This window comes from Cytobacillus sp., assembly GCF_032154635.1.
Taxonomy (GTDB): domain Bacteria; phylum Bacillota; class Bacilli; order Bacillales; family Cytobacillaceae; genus Cytobacillus.
The window spans coordinates 36,325-54,045 of sequence record NZ_JALDXW010000021.1 but is presented as its reverse complement, the minus strand read 5'-3'; the positions used below and the strand labels follow the sequence as shown (position 1 = coordinate 54,045).

15 protein-coding genes and 2 pseudogenes are annotated in these 17,721 nt (G+C 35.5%); 4 read left to right on the top strand and 13 right to left on the bottom strand.

Features of this window, described 5'->3' with window-relative positions; genetic code table 11:
* Position 1: 1 nt before the first annotated feature.
* The 8 genes and pseudogenes from RUH74_RS15225 to RUH74_RS15195 all read right to left on the bottom strand — a co-directional run bounded on the left by RUH74_RS15225 (position 2) and on the right by RUH74_RS15195 (position 7,041).
* The gene (locus RUH74_RS15225) at positions 2-1,819 is read right to left on the bottom strand and encodes an ABC transporter ATP-binding protein (RefSeq protein ID WP_313801437.1); all 1,818 of its coding nucleotides are present in this window, start codon (positions 1,817-1,819) and stop codon (positions 2-4) included.
* 11 nt (positions 1,820-1,830) lie between these two features.
* Positions 1,831-2,493: pseudogene (locus tag RUH74_RS24235) on the bottom strand (ABC transporter ATP-binding protein); the annotation flags it as partial.
* Positions 2,494-2,781: 288 nt separating this feature from the next.
* Positions 2,782-3,477, bottom strand: a pseudogene (locus RUH74_RS24230) (ABC transporter transmembrane domain-containing protein); the annotation flags it as partial.
* A 405-nt stretch (positions 3,478-3,882) separates the two neighbouring features.
* Positions 3,883-4,338, bottom strand: a complete 456-nt coding sequence (locus tag RUH74_RS15215) for a TlpA family protein disulfide reductase (protein WP_313801433.1) — start codon at positions 4,336-4,338, stop codon at positions 3,883-3,885.
* A gap of 96 nt (positions 4,339-4,434) precedes the next feature.
* Entirely contained in the window at positions 4,435-4,977 is a 543-nt protein-coding gene (locus tag RUH74_RS15210) for a peroxiredoxin (protein ID WP_313801431.1), read from the bottom strand.
* A 282-nt stretch (positions 4,978-5,259) separates the two neighbouring features.
* Positions 5,260-6,147, bottom strand: a complete 888-nt coding sequence (locus RUH74_RS15205; protein WP_313801429.1) for a transcriptional regulator CcpC — start codon at positions 6,145-6,147, stop codon at positions 5,260-5,262.
* Positions 6,148-6,203: 56 nt separating this feature from the next.
* Positions 6,204-6,650, bottom strand: coding sequence for a cyclic-di-AMP-binding protein CbpB (gene cbpB / locus RUH74_RS15200; RefSeq protein WP_313801428.1), 447 nt, complete (start codon positions 6,648-6,650; stop codon positions 6,204-6,206).
* A 154-nt stretch (positions 6,651-6,804) separates the two neighbouring features.
* On the bottom strand, positions 6,805-7,041 hold the full coding sequence (locus tag RUH74_RS15195; protein WP_053475424.1) for a YkuJ family protein: 237 nt from the start codon (positions 7,039-7,041) through the stop codon (positions 6,805-6,807).
* A gap of 272 nt (positions 7,042-7,313) precedes the next feature.
* Here RUH74_RS15195 and RUH74_RS15190 point away from each other — a divergent pair, with 272 nt between their 5' ends.
* Complete coding sequence (locus RUH74_RS15190; protein ID WP_313801424.1) at positions 7,314-7,553, top strand: glutaredoxin family protein; 240 nt, start codon at positions 7,314-7,316, stop codon at positions 7,551-7,553.
* 131 nt (positions 7,554-7,684) lie between these two features.
* Here the strand turns inward: RUH74_RS15190 and RUH74_RS15185 are convergent, their stop codons facing one another.
* From RUH74_RS15185 to fadH, 4 genes are all read right to left on the bottom strand, one after another.
* On the bottom strand, positions 7,685-8,326 hold the full coding sequence (locus RUH74_RS15185; RefSeq protein ID WP_313801422.1) for a DUF3993 domain-containing protein: 642 nt from the start codon (positions 8,324-8,326) through the stop codon (positions 7,685-7,687).
* A gap of 231 nt (positions 8,327-8,557) precedes the next feature.
* Positions 8,558-9,781, bottom strand: coding sequence for an EAL domain-containing protein (locus RUH74_RS15180; RefSeq protein ID WP_313801420.1), 1,224 nt, complete (start codon positions 9,779-9,781; stop codon positions 8,558-8,560).
* Positions 9,782-9,930: 149 nt separating this feature from the next.
* The gene (gene aspA / locus RUH74_RS15175) at positions 9,931-11,346 is read right to left on the bottom strand and encodes an aspartate ammonia-lyase (protein ID WP_313801418.1); all 1,416 of its coding nucleotides are present in this window, start codon (positions 11,344-11,346) and stop codon (positions 9,931-9,933) included.
* A 159-nt stretch (positions 11,347-11,505) separates the two neighbouring features.
* Positions 11,506-12,228: a 2,4-dienoyl-CoA reductase gene (gene fadH, locus RUH74_RS15170; protein WP_313801496.1), complete on the bottom strand. Its 723-nt coding sequence runs from the start codon at positions 12,226-12,228 to the stop codon at positions 11,506-11,508.
* 227 nt (positions 12,229-12,455) lie between these two features.
* Here fadH and RUH74_RS15165 point away from each other — a divergent pair, with 227 nt between their 5' ends.
* Positions 12,456-13,322: a metallophosphoesterase gene (locus RUH74_RS15165; RefSeq protein WP_313801416.1), complete on the top strand. Its 867-nt coding sequence runs from the start codon at positions 12,456-12,458 to the stop codon at positions 13,320-13,322.
* Positions 13,323-13,367: 45 nt separating this feature from the next.
* Here RUH74_RS15165 and RUH74_RS15160 read toward each other — a convergent pair whose 3' ends face one another.
* Positions 13,368-15,476, bottom strand: a complete 2,109-nt coding sequence (locus tag RUH74_RS15160; protein ID WP_313801414.1) for a sensor domain-containing protein — start codon at positions 15,474-15,476, stop codon at positions 13,368-13,370.
* A 304-nt stretch (positions 15,477-15,780) separates the two neighbouring features.
* On the opposite strand from RUH74_RS15160, the gene RUH74_RS15155 reads away from it, so the two are divergent.
* On the top strand, positions 15,781-16,386 hold the full coding sequence (locus RUH74_RS15155; RefSeq protein WP_313801412.1) for a PadR family transcriptional regulator: 606 nt from the start codon (positions 15,781-15,783) through the stop codon (positions 16,384-16,386).
* A 6-nt stretch (positions 16,387-16,392) separates the two neighbouring features.
* The gene (locus RUH74_RS15150; RefSeq protein ID WP_313801410.1) at positions 16,393-17,670 is read left to right on the top strand and encodes an MFS transporter; all 1,278 of its coding nucleotides are present in this window, start codon (positions 16,393-16,395) and stop codon (positions 17,668-17,670) included.
* The last annotated feature ends 51 nt before the right edge of the window (positions 17,671-17,721 follow it).

Below are 17,721 nucleotides of genomic sequence, written 5' to 3'. Positions count from 1 at the left end.
ACTAAACTGCACCCAGCATATGATATTGAGCCTTCACAAGTGAATAATACTCCCCTTCCAGCTCCATTAACTGATGATGACTTCCTTGCTCCTTGATCATACCGTGGTCAAGAACAAATATATTGTCTGCTTCGCGAATTGTTGATAAACGATGGGCAATTATGATTGCCGTCCTTCCATTTAATAATGTTTTTAATGCCTTCTGGATTTTCATTTCGGTTTCTGTATCAATACTAGCAGTTGCTTCATCAAGAATTAATATCTTTGGATCCGCAAGCAATGCTCTGGCAAAAGATAATAGCTGTCTTTCACCCACTGACAATATATTCCCCCGTTCCTCTACTTCTGTTTCGTATCCATTCGGCAAATTTGCAATAAAAGTATGAGCTCCGACTGCTTTTGCTGCCTCTATCACCTCAGCATCCGTTGCATCTGGCCGTCCAAATCGAATATTCTCTTTAATTGTACCTGAAAAGATAAAAGTGTCCTGAAGAACAATACTAATTTGCATACGCAGGCTCGATAAAGTGACATCTCTTACATCATGACCGTCTATCTTTACCATTCCCTCAGTCGGATCATAAAAGCGACTTATTAAATTAGCAATTGTTGTTTTTCCAGAACCCGTATGGCCAACTAATGCAACAGTCTGCCCTGCTTGTATTTCAAGATCAACTGCTTTTAATGCTGGGCGTCTATCATCGTATGCAAATTTTACATTTTCAAATTCAATATGACCGCGAATTCCATTTAATTGGACTGCATTCATCTTCTCCGAAACATTCGGCTTTTCATCTAGGAATTCAAAAATTCTTTCAGAGGATGCCATTCCCATTAATAATTGATTGTAAACCATTCCTAATCGGGAAATGGGTTCCCAAAACATTCCTAAGTAAAAAGCAAAAGACACAAATACGCCGATCGATATTTCATTTCCTTGGATTAAATATGCGCCAAACCATATTAGTACTGCCGAACCTAGCGCATTTGTTAATTCAACTAATGGTCTAAACATTGCATTTTTTTGTGAAGCTATTCTCCAGCTCTCAAAGTTTTCGGTATTAACACCATCAAAATAGATCATATTTTCTTTTTCTTGAGTAAATGATTGGGTAATTCGAATCCCTTGGATGCTTTCATTCAAATGTGAATTTAACTTTGACTGTTTTAAGCGAACCACTTGCCAAGACCTTCTAATTTTACGCCGAAGTGAAGTTGAGATAAAAAACATAATCGGCAAAATAACCATAATAGCTAATGTTAACTCAGGACTTAGAGTAAATAAAATGATAAAAATTCCAACCAATAGGATCATGTCCATTAATAAATTTATGACCCCATTAGTAAAAAGCTCTTGCAATGAATTAATATCATTCATGATCCGAACAAGTATTGAGCCAGCAGAACGCTGATCAAAAAAACGGTGCGACAATGTTTGCACATGTGTAAATAAATGCCTTCTCAAGTCATATATCACACTTTGTCCTAACATATTCATCCATTTTATTCGAAAATAATTCGCCCCATAGGAAAGAATATAAAGCAAAGCGATAATGGAGACTAAGATCGCAAGCAATTGCCCATCTTTATTTACTAATGCTTTATCTAGCGTGTATACACCAATTAAGATTGGAATAATTAATTTCACACCCGTATTAAGCAATACCATCAAAATCGATAATGGAAGCAAATCCTTTCGGTAGGGCTTCATATAGCTAAAAAGCCTTAGCATTTGCTTCCAGTTAAACGGCTTTTCTATTACCTCATCTGCTGAGTATTTGAACCTTACTAACACTTTCTCATTTTTATTCTTTTCCATCTTTTCACCCCCTAGCCTATATGACTTTTGCTTACCCTTTTCAGGTCTTGATATTGAATGTTATAGATTCTTTGATAAGGGCCATTTTGGTTTAATAAATGTTTATGAACGCCCCTTTCAACAATTCGGCCGTTTTCCAATACAAGAATTTCATCTGCATGCTTTAATGAAGAAATACGGTGGGCAATGATAAATGTTGTTCTTCCTTTCATAACCTCTTTTAAGGCTTTCTGTATCTGGAATTCCGTCTCCATATCAACTGCGCTTGTCGCATCATCTAATATAAGGATACTTGGATCAATACAAATAGCACGGGCAATGGCTATACGCTGTTTCTGACCGCCTGAAAGACCCATCCCTCTTTCTCCTAGCATCGTTTCATAGCCATCAGGCAATTCGATAATAAAATCATGTGCCTGTGCCCTTTTTGCAGCATCAATAATTTCCTCCATTGTCGCATCAGGCTTGCCATAGGAAATGTTTGCTTTTATAGATGAGGAGAACAAAAAGGACTCTTGTAGCACAAAACCTATATTGCTTCTTAAGGAAGAAAGGGAGTAATCCTTCGTATGAATGCCATCAATAAGAACTTCACCTGACTCTGGCTCGTAGAACCTCGTCATAAGCTGAGTTAAACTTGTTTTTCCAGAGCCAGTAGAACCTATTAAACCAATAATCTTACCTGGAAGCGCTTTAAATGAAATATTGTAAAGCGCCTCTTTGTCATCTTCTGTATACCGAAGAGTAACATTACGGAACTCGACCCCCCCATTCAAGCGTTCTTTCATGATTGCAGCAGATCCATTCTCAATCTCATTTTTGGCATCCAGGATTTCTAATAACCTTTCACCAGAAGCCTTTGCTTGGGAGAATAAATTAACTACAAAGCCAAGGTTCATAATCGGCCACATGATATACCATAGAAGACTATAAAATGCGACAAGTTCTCCAGGATTTAAATTCCCACTCATAACTAGATATCCGCCATAAGATAACAAAAAGACAACGCTTATATTCCCCAAAAACTCCATTAGAGGAAAATATTTAGCCCATATATTAGAAGTAAGCAAATATTTATCCTTGTAATCACCATTTGTAATATAAAATTTATTAATTTCAAAATCTTCTCTAGAAAGTGATTTAACTGTATTAATTCCGCTAATATTCTCCTGAACCTTCGTATTTAGGCGACCAAAGGATTTTCGAATATTTCTAAATGCAGGATGAACAGCTTTATCAAATTTAAAGGTAACAACGGCTAGGAAAGGTAATGTAATTAACGTAACAATGGTCAATGACATTGAGTAATAAAACATAACGGCAAAGCTGATACCAATTAATAGGACAAAGCGAATAAGTTCAGAGAAACCAACGGATAGAAAAAAGCGAAACCCTTCTACATCTGCTGTAAGGCGTGACATTAAATCCCCAGTCTTCGCATTATCATAATATCTAAAAGGCAAGAACTGGAGCTTCTCATATAAAGCATTGCGGAGCTTATATACAGATGTAATTCCAAATAAATCACCTGTATATTGATAAATGAACGAAGCGATACCCTTTATAACCATTATTCCAATAAACCCAAATGAAAGCAGCGGAATCCAATTATATCGACCATTTAGTACAACCTCATCAATTGTTATTTGTAGTATCATAGGATAAATAACTGTGATCGCTGTTACGACCGTAAGGAAGCCGATTGACCATAAAAAATATTTCTTATATGGCCAATAATACATTTTCAGTTTTTTAAATGTCTCCAAGAATTTTCCCCCTTCTGAAAAAATAAAAGAACGTAATATTAAATATAACGGGTTTCGAAATGTATTTCCACCCTATTTTTTATAATTTTCACTCTTTTAAGAAAATTTTTATACAAAAAACATTCATGGTATCTGCTCACAACCACGTATGTAAATGTCGGACTGCTTCATTTCGATGCGCTGTTTATTACTTCGTACATAAAAGCTTTCTTAATGAATCAGACCGACCATTTATTTTTTTACAAACAAAAAGAATCAAGCTAAGATTGCTTGATTCTTTAACAAATTGGCCAGTAATTAATCTTCTTTATTCATTTCGTCCAATACGCGATTCACACGCTTTTCAAGCATTTTCATGCCGCCTCCACCTGCTTGAAAGTGACGGAGATTTCCATCTTTATCAAAAACATAATAAGCTGGTACATATTGATTTTCAAAGGAATCTGTTAGCTTATGCTCGCTATCTACGAAAATCGGCTGGCTAATTTCATGCTCTGCCGCTACCTTTTTAATTAATTCAATGTCCAAATCATCCTCAGATCGAGGCATATGGACCGCAATTACATTTAATCTATCCTTGTAATCATCTCTAAATTGATTCACATTAGGCATAGCCTCTTTACATAAATGGCAGCTAACTGACCAAAAATGTATTAGTGTGGGTTTTTCACCGATAAGCTGTTCTTTCGTTACTTCCCCGTTTAACCATTCTGTTGCCCCTGAAAGCTCAGGCATTGGTGCACGTAATTTCATCTTATATCCTCCCTTTTTATCACTTTTTAACTGCATCTAATCACTGAAAGAAAAGACCTAACGAGGGTTAGGCCTTTAATAATTTCAAACACTTAATTATAAAGTTTTTTGACCTGGTTTCCAGTTCGCTGGGCAAAGGCCACCTGTTTGAAGCGCTTGAAGAACACGTAGTGTTTCATCTACGTCACGGCCAATGTTGTTGTGATTCACAACAGAATACATTAACTCGCCTTCCGGACTAATAATATATAGACCACGAAGTGCAATTCCCTCTTCTTCAATGAGTACGCCATAATCGCGAGCTACTACATGATTTGTATCAGCAGCGAGCGGATAGTTTAAATCGCCAAGACCATTATCTTTACGATCTGTTTTAATCCATGCTAAATGTGTATGAATCGTATCAGTTGACACACCGATTACTTCTGCATCAAGATCTTCAAACTCATCATAACGATCAGACAAAGCAGTAATTTCTGTTGGACACACAAAAGTGAAATCCATTGGATAGAAGAAAAGCACAGTCCATTTGTCATTTTTCATGTTTGCTTCAAGACTTACTTTACCAAATTCTTTATTTGGCATTACTGCATCCATTTCAAAACGTGGTGCTTGTTTACCTACCATACGTTCTGGCATATGTAATCCCTCCATTTAGCATTTTAAATGAGAAAATACATTTCTTATTCTCATTTATATTATAATCAACAAAATAAATTATAAGCTATTTAGCATTTAATGTCAATATTATTTAATAATTAATTTAATTAAATAGCATTTATAATTTAATGCAGTTACTATCCATAGTACTTGTTTTACCCCATTCACGCATAAAATAGTCAGCCCGCCAAACTACCATCAAATAAATTTCCTCTTTCTCTTAAGTATACCAAATTTCGACAAAAGTAGAAAATACTCTGATTACTGTTTGTTTTCTTCGCTTATATGTTCTTTTATCAATTCAACAAATGCTTGCACTTGTTTTAGCTTGAATGCAGATTCATAGCCAAGCAGCCATGTATCTCTTTTTAATGGCAAATTATTTTCATCTAATAATGGAATTTTAAAAATATCCTTTTCCGCCCCATTTAATGTGATTGCTGGCAAAATTGCATATCCAATCCCATTGAAAGTCATTTGCTTGCATGTTTCGATTTGATCAACAACGATCGTGCGTTTCGGTGCTGTTTTAAAATGTTTAAGCCACCAATCTTGAATTTCCTGATAATAGTTTGAATCACTCTTAAATTGGATAAAAGGACGGTCTGTTTCAAGAACCTGCTCCGGACTTGTAATCTCCGTATCAACAAGATAAAGGCTGTCCTGAAACAAATGTGTCTTTACCCCTTTCCAATCAGGAGTTCCGCGGATAATACCAATATGTACTTGATCTTCATAAAGAGACTTTAATATTTCACTGCTCCAGCCTGTTACTAGCGAAATTTTCGCTTGTGGATAGCGGGTAACGAATTTCTTCAGTACTTGTGGAAGCCAGTTTTGCCCTACAATGGATGCAACAGCAATCTTTAAGGTTCCATACACTTCAGCATTTAATGCATGAATCGATTCTCGTACCTTTTCTTCTTTTATGATTACTTCATTAATAAACTTTATGACTAATTCACCAGCAGGGGTCAGTGACAAGCCTTTTTGTGAACGGATAAAAAGTTTTTCTCCCCATTCCTTTTCAATCGTTTGTAGCCTCTGCGAAAGGGCTGGCTGTGAGACAAATAACCGTTCTGCAGCCTTTCTCATATTCATTTCCTGAGCTAATACCGCAAGAAAGTGAAATTCAGATAGTGATGACATAGATCATTACCCCTTATAACTAAAAATCAAGCCCCCATATCTGGGAGCCAATTGTATTATTTCTTATTTAACTTACGTGCAAGCTTGTGTAGCTCGTTAAGTACCGTTCTGCGTGTAAATATTCCTTCAAAGTAACCGTTCTCATTTTCAACGCATAGAAACGGATTATCAATTAATAATGCAATGGAATCCTGAACAGATGAATCAACGTTCAATCTAGGAATTTTCTTATTCATCACTTCTTCTACACGTTTTTCTTCTAATTTTTCAAACTCAATTCTTTCCAGGCCAAGAATAGAATCCATAATAATTGGGGTGCTTATTAAGCCATGCAGTCTATAATACGGATCTAGTACAGGTATGGCTGTGTAGCCGCTCTTCGTCAATACTAAAAGTGCATGTTCTAGATTGTTGCCGACTTGCACATGTGCAACGCGTTCTGAAGGTATCATAAATTGTCTAATATTACTTTCTAAATACTCCCCACTGTGAAGACTTATCATCGTCGAAAACTCCTCAGTTTAAATGTTTTCTATCTGCTAATATAGTGTAACACAATTTCCCTTTCCTTGCTCTTATTATGTTTAAAACAAAAGTCTTGTTCAATTAGACAAGTATTAAAAAAAGGAGCCAAAAAGGCTCCTATGCTTATGTTCATTATTGAATTAAATCAAATATCTCAATAGTAATCATATCGATATTGTCGAATTGGTACCTTTTTGGCTTTTCTTTATCCTGGTAAACTTCCAGCTCAAACATTTCACTTTTCGGCTGATAGGTTACTTGGCATTTCCTTTCTCCATTCACCTCAAAAAAACGCTGCATCGGTTCACCGCTGGCTGATTGTTCCTGAAGATTTTTTAATCGTGTTAATATACCTTGAAGCTGTGACATGCTCCCTCTCCTTTCAACAAAAACAAAAACATCATACGTTTATGTTTCTCTTTTGGCATGTTTCTATCCTAAAAGTTTAGATTCAGAATATTCGACATTTCTCTTGTTTCATACCAATAATAACAGCATAAATTAATGATAGTCATTTATACAAGTAAAAACTAACTAAATGATAATATTTTTTTAAATCAAAAATTAATAAATCGAAAGATAATCATTGAAATCCCTTTGCTTTTTCCCTATTATATTTATCATGAAAGGACTGACCCGCTTTGAAAAAAATTACTGTCTACACACAACCTGAATGTCCTCCTTGCGAAATAACAAAAAGATTTTTAACGGAATCTGGATTCTCTTTTGAGATAAAAAATATAAAAACAGATCGGAAAGCAAGGAAGGAATTAATCGAAACCTATCAATCCTACTCCACCCCGACAATTGTCATAGGAGATACAGTAATTACTGGCTTTGACCTAGAAAAGTTAAAAATCGAACTAAACATTCAAGATTAGAAAAGCACAAGCGCCTTAGTCATCACCGTACAAACGAAAAAAAGGAGCTTACGCTAGACAATTCTCTAGCTTAAAAGTTAGACGATGAAAAGGAGCAGACTCGATGGAAGTCTGCTCCTCTATTTTATCAGCTATTCAAAATGATCTACTACAAATGAGTTCCCATATTTATAGAATGACGTTATCGGATTTAATGCCAAACCTATTTGTAAAGTAACCTTTGCTACACTTTTATTAGCAAGATCCCTCTTAACCGGAGTGCCATCTCCCTTTGACTGATCAATGATTTCTAATAGAATCTCATTATTTAAATACTCTGCTACCTTCCAGACTGTGTCTGCTCTTTCCATCCTAACCCCTTCATAATGACTTTCGTAAGACACTGGGCCTTCATTTGTTTCCGGAAAAAACTCAAATACATATATAGAGTCCTGCGACCTTACAACCTTTGTCTCGTTTGTATAGCTGAAAAAGGGAATATAATAAATCGGAAAATCTGTACCGTACGTAATATATTTTCCAATTTCATCAACGAGATTCTCATCTAAAAACTCCCGCGTATAATCCTTTGTAAAATAGGGATAAAGCGTCTTATGTATTTCTTCCATACTTTGAAGTTTATTACCTAATGACAATTGAGCTTGATATGCTTCTTGTAAAAATTGCAGAACTGATTTGTCATCGTGCAATTGCGAATCGGCATGTGACAAAGAAGGAAAAATAAAACGTAATAAAAGTAAACATATCATAATTGTTAGGTATTTTTTTTTCATTTCACTCTTCCTTTCTTTCCGCTGCTTATTATTTCATTCTACCAATAATCATATGAAAAATAGAGTAGAATCGTTCGCTTAAATCTTGCAGATTGTGACAGATTTTCCTTCTATCTGTCCTATACCCCTTTAAAAAGACAAAAACACCCCATTTTTTATAAACAACACTCGTTGTTAACGTGTAAAAAAAATAAGGTCTCTTGAGAGAGACCTTACACAAATCGAAATTTTTTACAATAATCCTTCCCGTTCATAAAGAAACTCATAGGATAAATCAACAAATAAATAATCACTGGAATGAAGAGGATACGAAAATGTCCGAATCGTTTCTCCTGTTTCAATATCGCTGTACAGGTCAGAAAGTATCCCCTTTTTATCATTTCTCATCTTCATAATATTTTCCAAAAAGTAAGGACGCCAGCTCCAATTTTTATGTAAATATTGTTGCTGGACGAGCCAATTATTATCCTTTTTAAAAATATTTGCAGATTTTTGAAAGCCGTTTTCATCACAGATGTAAAGTCTAAAAGACACATCATTGAGGAATTGTGAAAGAACCTTGATTAACTCCTCGTACTCTAATAATTTACGATTTTTCACTTGAAGAAATTGAGTGAGTCTTTCATTAAATTTCTCTGATAATTCATGCAAAGCCTCAAGTTTTTTCTTTTCATAAGTAATATATTGTTGACATTTTCCTCTAAGCTTTTCTTTCATAATATCGCGATCAACAAAGTCCTTACCAGGATTGTGTAGGTAATAGCCTTGGTAGTACCTGCCGCCATTTCTCCATGCAAACTGCAGCTGATAATCCATTTCAATATTTTTAAAAAGCAGATTGGCACCAATTTTTCTTGCTAATAATGATAAAGTATATAATATATCATGAAGAACATGGGCGGACCCTGTTGACCTGAGCTCGTTCAAGTCAACTTTAATAATATTCGGTGCAAGCTGACCGATTCGGTCTAGATGGCTCCTTTCATTCCCCATATTATCAATAGCAATTTTAATTCCATATGTACGTAAATAGTTCATTAAATGGTCTAAATGCTCCATATTTCCTCTATAAGCCCGTTCTGTGGACTCTAAAACAATTCGATCAAGCGGTACCCCTTTTGCTTGATAATCTAAAATTAGTGATAAGAATGATTCAGCATTATCATACATAAGTAAATCTGCATCTTTGTTAACAAATAAAAGCACATCCTCTTCTGAAGAGATCGCAACAAATTTTTCCAATGCTTTTTTTAATACAACATGATCAACTTCAAGGCGATACTCTTCTGGGATGCCCTCATCTAGGAAAAATGGTCCTAAGCTGACCACTCCGTTTTCTCCTTGGTATCTCCCGAATACTTCATAGCCTATGACACGATGTTCATCCGCACTGAATATCGGCTGAAAATATGGGAAAACATTATCTAAGTCTGTAAGGATTTCCAGTGCATCCATGCTCATAAACCTCCATAAATTAAAATATATACAACAAGAATAATGTATAATTATAACATACTTTTAATGATGTAACTGCCGGCAGATACTTTCCCTTTACATAAAATAAAAATACCGATAACTGGCATCGGTATTTTTATTTTGCATTTTTATTTATCAAGTAATGACGAACCAGCAATTCCTGGCTTTGTCATTTCATAAGGATCTAATATTAAGTCCAATTCCTCTTCCGTTAGTACATCATACAACAAACATAATTCACGGATTGATTTTCCGTTAACAATTGACTCTCTTGCAATTTCAGATGCCACATTATAACCAATATGCGGGTTTACTGCCGTCAGCAAGCCAACACTCTTCTCCACGTATTCCCTTAAACGTTCTGTATTAGCAGTAATACCTGATACACAGAAATCTGAAAACACACGGAAGCCGTTGTTCATAATTGATATCGACTGTAATAAATTAAATAATAGAACTGGTTCCATGACATTTAATTCAAATTGGCCAGCTTCAGATGCTAAAGAAATCGTATGATCATTCCCAATGACTTGGAACGCAATTTGATTTATGACTTCCGGCATAACAGGATTTACTTTTCCTGGCATGATAGAAGAGCCTGGCTGGCGAGCTGGTAAATTGATTTCATACAAGCCAGCCCTTGGTCCTGAAGCCATTAAACGAAGATCATTAGCAATCTTCGACATATTTACCATACATATTTTCAAAGCGGCAGAAACTTCCACGTATGCATCTGTATTTTGGGTCGCATCTACTAAGCTGTCTGCTGGAACAACAGGAATTCCTGATATTTCTGCCAAATATTGAACCACTTTTTCAATATAATTAGGGTCGGCATTTAGACCTGTTCCTACAGCTGTAGCTCCCATATTTACTTCTAACAAATTATCTTTTGATCGCTCAATTCTTTTGATATCACGTTCAATGACGTTCGTATATGCCCTAAATTCCTGGCCTAGTCGAATAGGTACCGCATCCTGTAAATGTGTTCTGCCCATTTTAATAACAGAATCAAATTCATCTGCTTTCGCACTGAATGCTGCCTTCATTTCCTTCATTGTCGCTAGCAATGATGCGAGCGCACGATAAACAGCAATATGGATGGCTGTTGGGAAAGCATCATTTGTTGATTGAGCCATATTTACATCGATATTCGGATTAAGATGGAAATACTCGCCTTTCTCTTTGCCAAGAAGCTCTAATCCTCTATTAGCAATAACCTCATTTGTATTCATATTGATTGAAGTTCCTGCTCCACCTTGTATCGGATCAACGAGAAAATGATCATGCCATTTGCCTGTAATAATTTCATCTGCAGCTTGGCAAATCACTTCTGCTTTTCCTTTATATAATCTGCCTACATCGGCATTTGCTAGTGCAGCAGCTTTTTTCACAATTGCCATTGCAATAATTAATTCTTTGTCTAATTTATAGCCAGTAATTGGGAAGTTCTCAACCGCCCTTAATGTCTGTATTCCATAGTACGCTTCGATTGGTACATGCTTTTCACCAAGGAAGTCCTTTTCAATTCTATATGTACTCACTTCAACATCCTCCAAATAGTTAATGAAAAAGCCATGATAGAATGATTTCCATCACGGCTTAAGTATACTACTATTTTATGAATTTTTCTGTTTATTTTTCACGTTTTTATTATTTCAGAATACTGAGAAAAATAAAAAAGATCTCCTATTTCGTCTACTTTAAAATGGATATTGATTTAGCCATTGACCTCCATCCATTGTAATACATTCCCCATTTATATATGCAGCATGGTCCGAAAATAAGAAGAAAGCTAGTTCAGCAATTTCCTCTGGTTTTCCAAGTCTGCCAAGCGGAACACTTGAAAGGGTCCTTTTCGCTGCCTCTTCAGACTCCCATAATTTATCAGCTCCCCCTGTTCTTTCAATCGGACCTGGAGCGATCGCATTCACTTTTATTCCATATTTTCTTCCCCATTCAACAGCTAATGTTCTTGTCATTGAGAGAACTCCTGCTTTCGCGGCAGCAGAATGAATAACCCCTGGACCAGCGTCCCAAGCATATGTAGCTACCATATTGATAATGCTGCCTTTTATTCCATTTTCAATCCAGTATTTCCCTACCTCACTTGAACAGTAAAATGTTCCATTAAGAACAATATTGATAACCGAATTCCAGCCATTTGCACTAAGCTTTTCCGCTGGACAGATAAAATTACCGGCAGCGTTGTTAATTAAATGATCGATTCTTCCAAAGGTATGTAAAGTTTCCGTTACCATATGCTTTACATGCTCTATTTCCCTTACATCCATTTGCACAACCAAAACTTGTCCTGATTCTATTTCTATTTCCTTTTTCGTTTCTTCGAGCCGTTCAAGATTTCTTCCTGTTATCACGACAAATGCGCCCGCCTCAGCAAATCGCTTTGCCATATATTTCCCCATCCCATTTGAACCGCCAGTTACAATAACAACCTTCCCTTTCAAAATACAAACCCCCTTAAAAATGAATGATTATTCATTCTTATTTTACCATTAAATAATGAATTTTCGAACTATTATTTCTTTATTATTCTTTTATCTGCTTATGATTGTTAAATTTCTCCCTTCTTTTTAAAACCATTGTTTGATAGTATAAAAGAGATGAATTTTTTAGATAGGTTGGTAATAACATGCCGAAGAAAATCTCAAGAAGATCCTTTTTGAAAAGAACATTTGGTTCCCTTTTTTCCTTATTTGGGCTTGGAGCTGGTGGCTACTATTATTCGAGAGAAATTGAGCCTAAATTACTAGATGTCAATCATCATAAAATAATAAATCCTTCTATTCCCTCTAGTTTCAATCGTTTTAAAATTGTTCAGTTTAGTGATACCCATTTAGGCTTCCAATATAATGCAAAGCAGTTAAAAAAACTCGTAAAGAAAATAAATGCTTTGAAACCCGATATCATCTTTTTTACAGGTGATTTAATGGATACACCCAACCAGTATAACGAAGCAAATATCATTATACCGATTTTAAAGGAATTAAATGCGCCATTTGGAAAATTTGCGATCTATGGCAATCATGATCATGGCGGCTATGGGACAGATATTTATAAGTCTATTATTGAAGAATCAGGCTTTAACTTACTTCTAAATAGTCATCAACAAATTAAATTACTTGATGGAAGCAGCTTATATGTCATTGGGATTGATGATGCAATGCTAGGTAAACCTGAAATTCAATCTGCCATGGAAGGGGTACCTGAAGATTCTTATAAAATTTTATTATCGCATGCCCCAGATTTAGCTGATGAAGCGAAAAACTTTAACATACAGCTCCAACTCAGCGGACATAGTCATGGCGGTCAAGTAAAAATCCCTTTTGCTGGGGCACTTGTTATACCTCCATATGCTGAAAAATATAAAGAAGGATTTTATAAGATTGGTAGGACACCTCTGACACTCTATGTAAATAGAGGACTTGGGACAACACGCTTGCCATTTCGCTTTCTATGTAAGCCTGAATTAACTGTTTTTTCACTATTTCAGAACTAACAAAAGGAAAAGAAGCTTTCATGCTCCTTTTCCTTTTGTTCGTTCTTATTCGTTTATTTTCAGATAGTTAATTTCAATTTCTTCTGCTGGAAGTGGCTTTGAATACAAAAATCCTTGAGCTTTGTGGCAATTTGCATTCAATAGAAAATGTGCCTGTTCCTCATTCTCTACACCCTCAGCAATAACCTCCATCCCTAAGCTTCTTCCCAAATGAATAATCGTTGTTGTTATAGCTGCATCCTTTTTATTTATATGAACATCTTTAACAAAAGATTTATCAATTTTTAATACATCGATTGGAAATTGCTTCAAATAGCTTAAAGATGAATAGCCTGTTCCAAAGTCATCAACCGATATCGAAACCCCTAGATCCTTTAAACCTGATAATATCGGCGCTGTATCCTTTGTATCCTGCATAGCTCCTTCCGTGATTTCTATTTCTAAATATTTCGGATCGATACGATGTTTTTCTATTGCCTTCTGAATGATCGTTAATAAACTATGCTGCTGAAATTGTTTAGGAGAAATATTAATTGCTACTTTAAAACCTTTCTTCCCTTTATCTGACCATTCCGAAATCTGTTTACAAGCCGTCTCAATAACCCATGTTCCTATTGGAATAATTAATCCAGTATCCTCAGCTAGTGGAATGAAATCTGCCGGAGAAATAAATCCAAGTTCATAATTATTCCACCGTAAAAGAGCCTCATAGCTTGTTATACTTTTAGTCATTAAGTCAATTTGTGGCTGATAATATAATGTTAGCTCATTTTTATCAATTGCCTTACGTAAAAAGGTTTCTAGTTCAACAACATTATTAATGATTGAATTCATTTCAGAACGATAAAATTGAAAATGGGCTTTTCCTTTTTCTTTTACTCGAAATAAGGCTTCATCAGCATTTTTTATTAACGCTTCTGCATTATTTCCATCGTTAGGATACATGCTCACACCAATGCTTGGAGTAATATAATATTCCTTAGAATGTAAGTAAAAAGAGCTTGTAAATCTTGCTAAAATATTTTGTGCAAAACGTCGTGCTTTGCTTCTATCTGTACCAGGGAGCAGGATGATAAATTCATCCCCGCCTTGCCTGTAAACAAAATAATTCTTATGCCTAAACTCACATAATCTCTCTGCTACCTTTTTTAAGATTTCATCCCCAACAAGATGGCCAAGGGTATCATTTACATATTTAAAACGATCTAAATCTATGGAAAGGAGTGCAATTTCCTTTCCGCTTTTTTTTGCATCTAAGATATATTTATCTAAATCTCTAAGCAGTGCTCTTCTATTTAACAGGCCTGTTAATTGATCGTGAAATGCCATATACCTAATAGTTTCGGCATTTTCCGCTTGCTCTGAAATATCTTTGATTATTACATATATTCCTTCTATCTCAGTATTGATAACAATTGGCACTGTCTTTAAATGAATAGATAAATAATGACCTTTTCTATGAACAAAATGAATATCTAATGATTCTGAAGGATACCCATTCTTCGTTATATCAAATAAGTTTCGAAAATCAGGTATATCCTGCTCTTTTATTAAATTAAATATTGAACGTTTAGTTAACTGCTTTTCCGTATAGCCTATTAATTGATTGCCCGCGGGATTCACTTCGAGAATTGACCCTTTTAAATCAACTGAGATAATTCCATCTAAATTATGGTCAACAATGGAGCGATACCTCTGCTCGCTCTTTATTAAACGTTTCTTCTCTAATAAAGCAGTTGTTATATCTCTCGTAACAGAAACTACATAAATAACTTCTTCATTTTCATCAAGAATAGGAGTTAGGAATGACTCACCATTCATTGTACTTCCATCAGGCATTATCACTTCATCAGAAAAATTAATTGTTTCTTTTCTATCAAGTATTTTTTCATATTCTAATTGCAAAGAGGAAGCAACTTCTTTCGAAAGAACTTCATGAAGGGTCTTGCCAATAAAACCACTTGATAACTTGGCATGTCTTAGCCCCGGTTCATTTGCAAATAAATAACGAAATACAGGTCCTTTTTCAACTTTCATAATAAAAATCAAATCTTTAATATGTTTCAAAATAATATCATAAATAATTCTTTCAATTTTATTGCTAATCTTTTCATTATTTAACTCTCTTGATAATATATCGTTCATATTTTCCATCAAAATCATCCTTATTGACTTCATCCCTATTTATTGGAATGTATCTATGTATATCTTGGTTGAAAAACTTATGCGTACCATTCAGACAAACAATTCGCTATTATTACAAAATTCCAGTACATTTTCCTTATTATAATATAAAACGACAAAAAACACATCGACTGTTTCTAAAATTGCTACTATTAAAGGCCAGAAAATTAGTTTCATAACTTCAATTACGGTTGATTTTACCTTTTTCATGATATATCATTATGATATATCGAATTGTTACATCATTTTGATATATAAGAAAGGAGCGATTAGCTTGTCTGTTGAACACACACTGCTTGCAGTTTTAAGTTTTTGGCCAAGCACAGGGTATGATATTAAATCAGAATTTGAACATAAAGCTGCTAGTCTTTATTGGGGTATGAGCTATGGCAGCATTTATCCAAAATTAAAAAAGCTCGAAGAAGAAGGGTTTATCTATACACTTGAACAAGATGAGGAAGGAAGGAGAAGGAAGCTTTATGAGCTGACTCCAAAAGGCTGGGAGGAATTTGAAAATTGGCTTCGTATGTCCCCAGCATATCCTGTAGTTAAAGATGAGCTATTTATGAAGTTATCGACGTGGCATGAGGATATGGATTACTCTATCTTAATCGGACATTTACAAAAAAGAAGAGTAGAGACGAAAGATATCCTATCGTTTGTTAAGGAGTGGCCAAGTAACGGCTATTCCTTTGTTAGTAAATTCAGCGCTTTGGCCATTCGATTTGCGGAAATACGCTTAGAGGCAGAAATCAGATGGATCGATGAAGCCATTCACGCACTCCAAATGGATGATTTACCAGAGGGACAGGATCTTAATGGAAATGTTGACAAGATTTTAACAAGAAGAAGACAGGCGATTAATAGCAATAAGGAGTAGTGATGTATGAAAGCTGGGATATTTAAGCCTCTTAAAGTTCGTTCATATCGTTCCTTATTTGGAGCACAAGTATTTTCAGATTTAGGAAACTGGCTGGACTTCGTTGCCATACAGGTAATTGTTGCTTACAGCTGGGGACTAGATGCAGCTGCAATTGCATCAGTGATAATCGTTATTGGCCTTCCTTGGGTCATTGTTGGTCCCTTTGCGAGTGTATTCGTAGATCGGATGCCCAAAAAGCCAATAATGATTATTTGCTTGCTATTACGAATATTGTTTGTAGGCGGACTCTTTTTCTCACCAAATCTTTACGTCCTTTTAGTATTTGTTTTCTTAAAAGGTACGGTTGCCGCTCTTTACGATCCAGCAAGACAAAGTACGATTCGAATGACTGTGCCTGATGATGAGCTTCCTGAAGCTGTAACGCTAAGTCAGCTATCAGTAAATACAATGAAAATTATTGGTCCGGCACTTGGAGGAGGAATGATTGCATTATTCGGGGTGAAAAGCCCCTTTATATTCGAAGCAATCGGCTTTATAATCGCCATTCTCTTCTTATTAACTATGCCAAAATTAGATGAAACAGCCGATCGGTTGGCAAATGTCGAAACAAAGAAGAGGAGCTACTGGAAAGATTTATCTGATGGGATCAGACATATTGCTCGAACAAGTTTATTAAAAACATCTATAATTCTATCTGCTGTCGCCTTCTTCATTATCTTTCTTTATGATGGCCTATTTGTTTTTATCGCTCAAGACATAGGATTTTCGGAAGGAACCTTCGGGCTACTTATCAGTGGGGTTGGACTTGGCAGTGTGGTAGGGTCTGTACTGTTAGGATACTGGACGAATTGGAAGGAAAGACCTATCCATCTCATGTCAGGTACTTCTATCTTTAGTGGGACATTAATTATTGCTATTGGCTTTGGAAGTATGGGATTATTAGATTTGCCTATGTTTATGTGGGTGGCTGGGGCTTTCTTGCTAGGACTGCTTGCTTCTGGTGAAGCCGTCCCTTATGGCTATGTTCTGCAATCAGAGACACCTAAACAAATGATGGGGAGAGTTTCTGCGGCTGCCATGTCTATCCAAACCTTTTCCATGCTAATTGCTCCTGCAGCAGGAGCATTACTTGCAAAATTGACAAGTGTTGCAGTTGTAATGATTGGAGCAGGCACTGCAGCTTCTTTGTTGGGAGGTGTTGTGCTTCTATTTCTACTAAGGAGTTTAAAGAATAAATCCATTGAAAGACCTTCTGAATCTGTGAAGAAAATATCTGGCTAAACATACTTTACTATTTTCATTTATAGGTAAAAAGGGGTATAATAAGTTTAT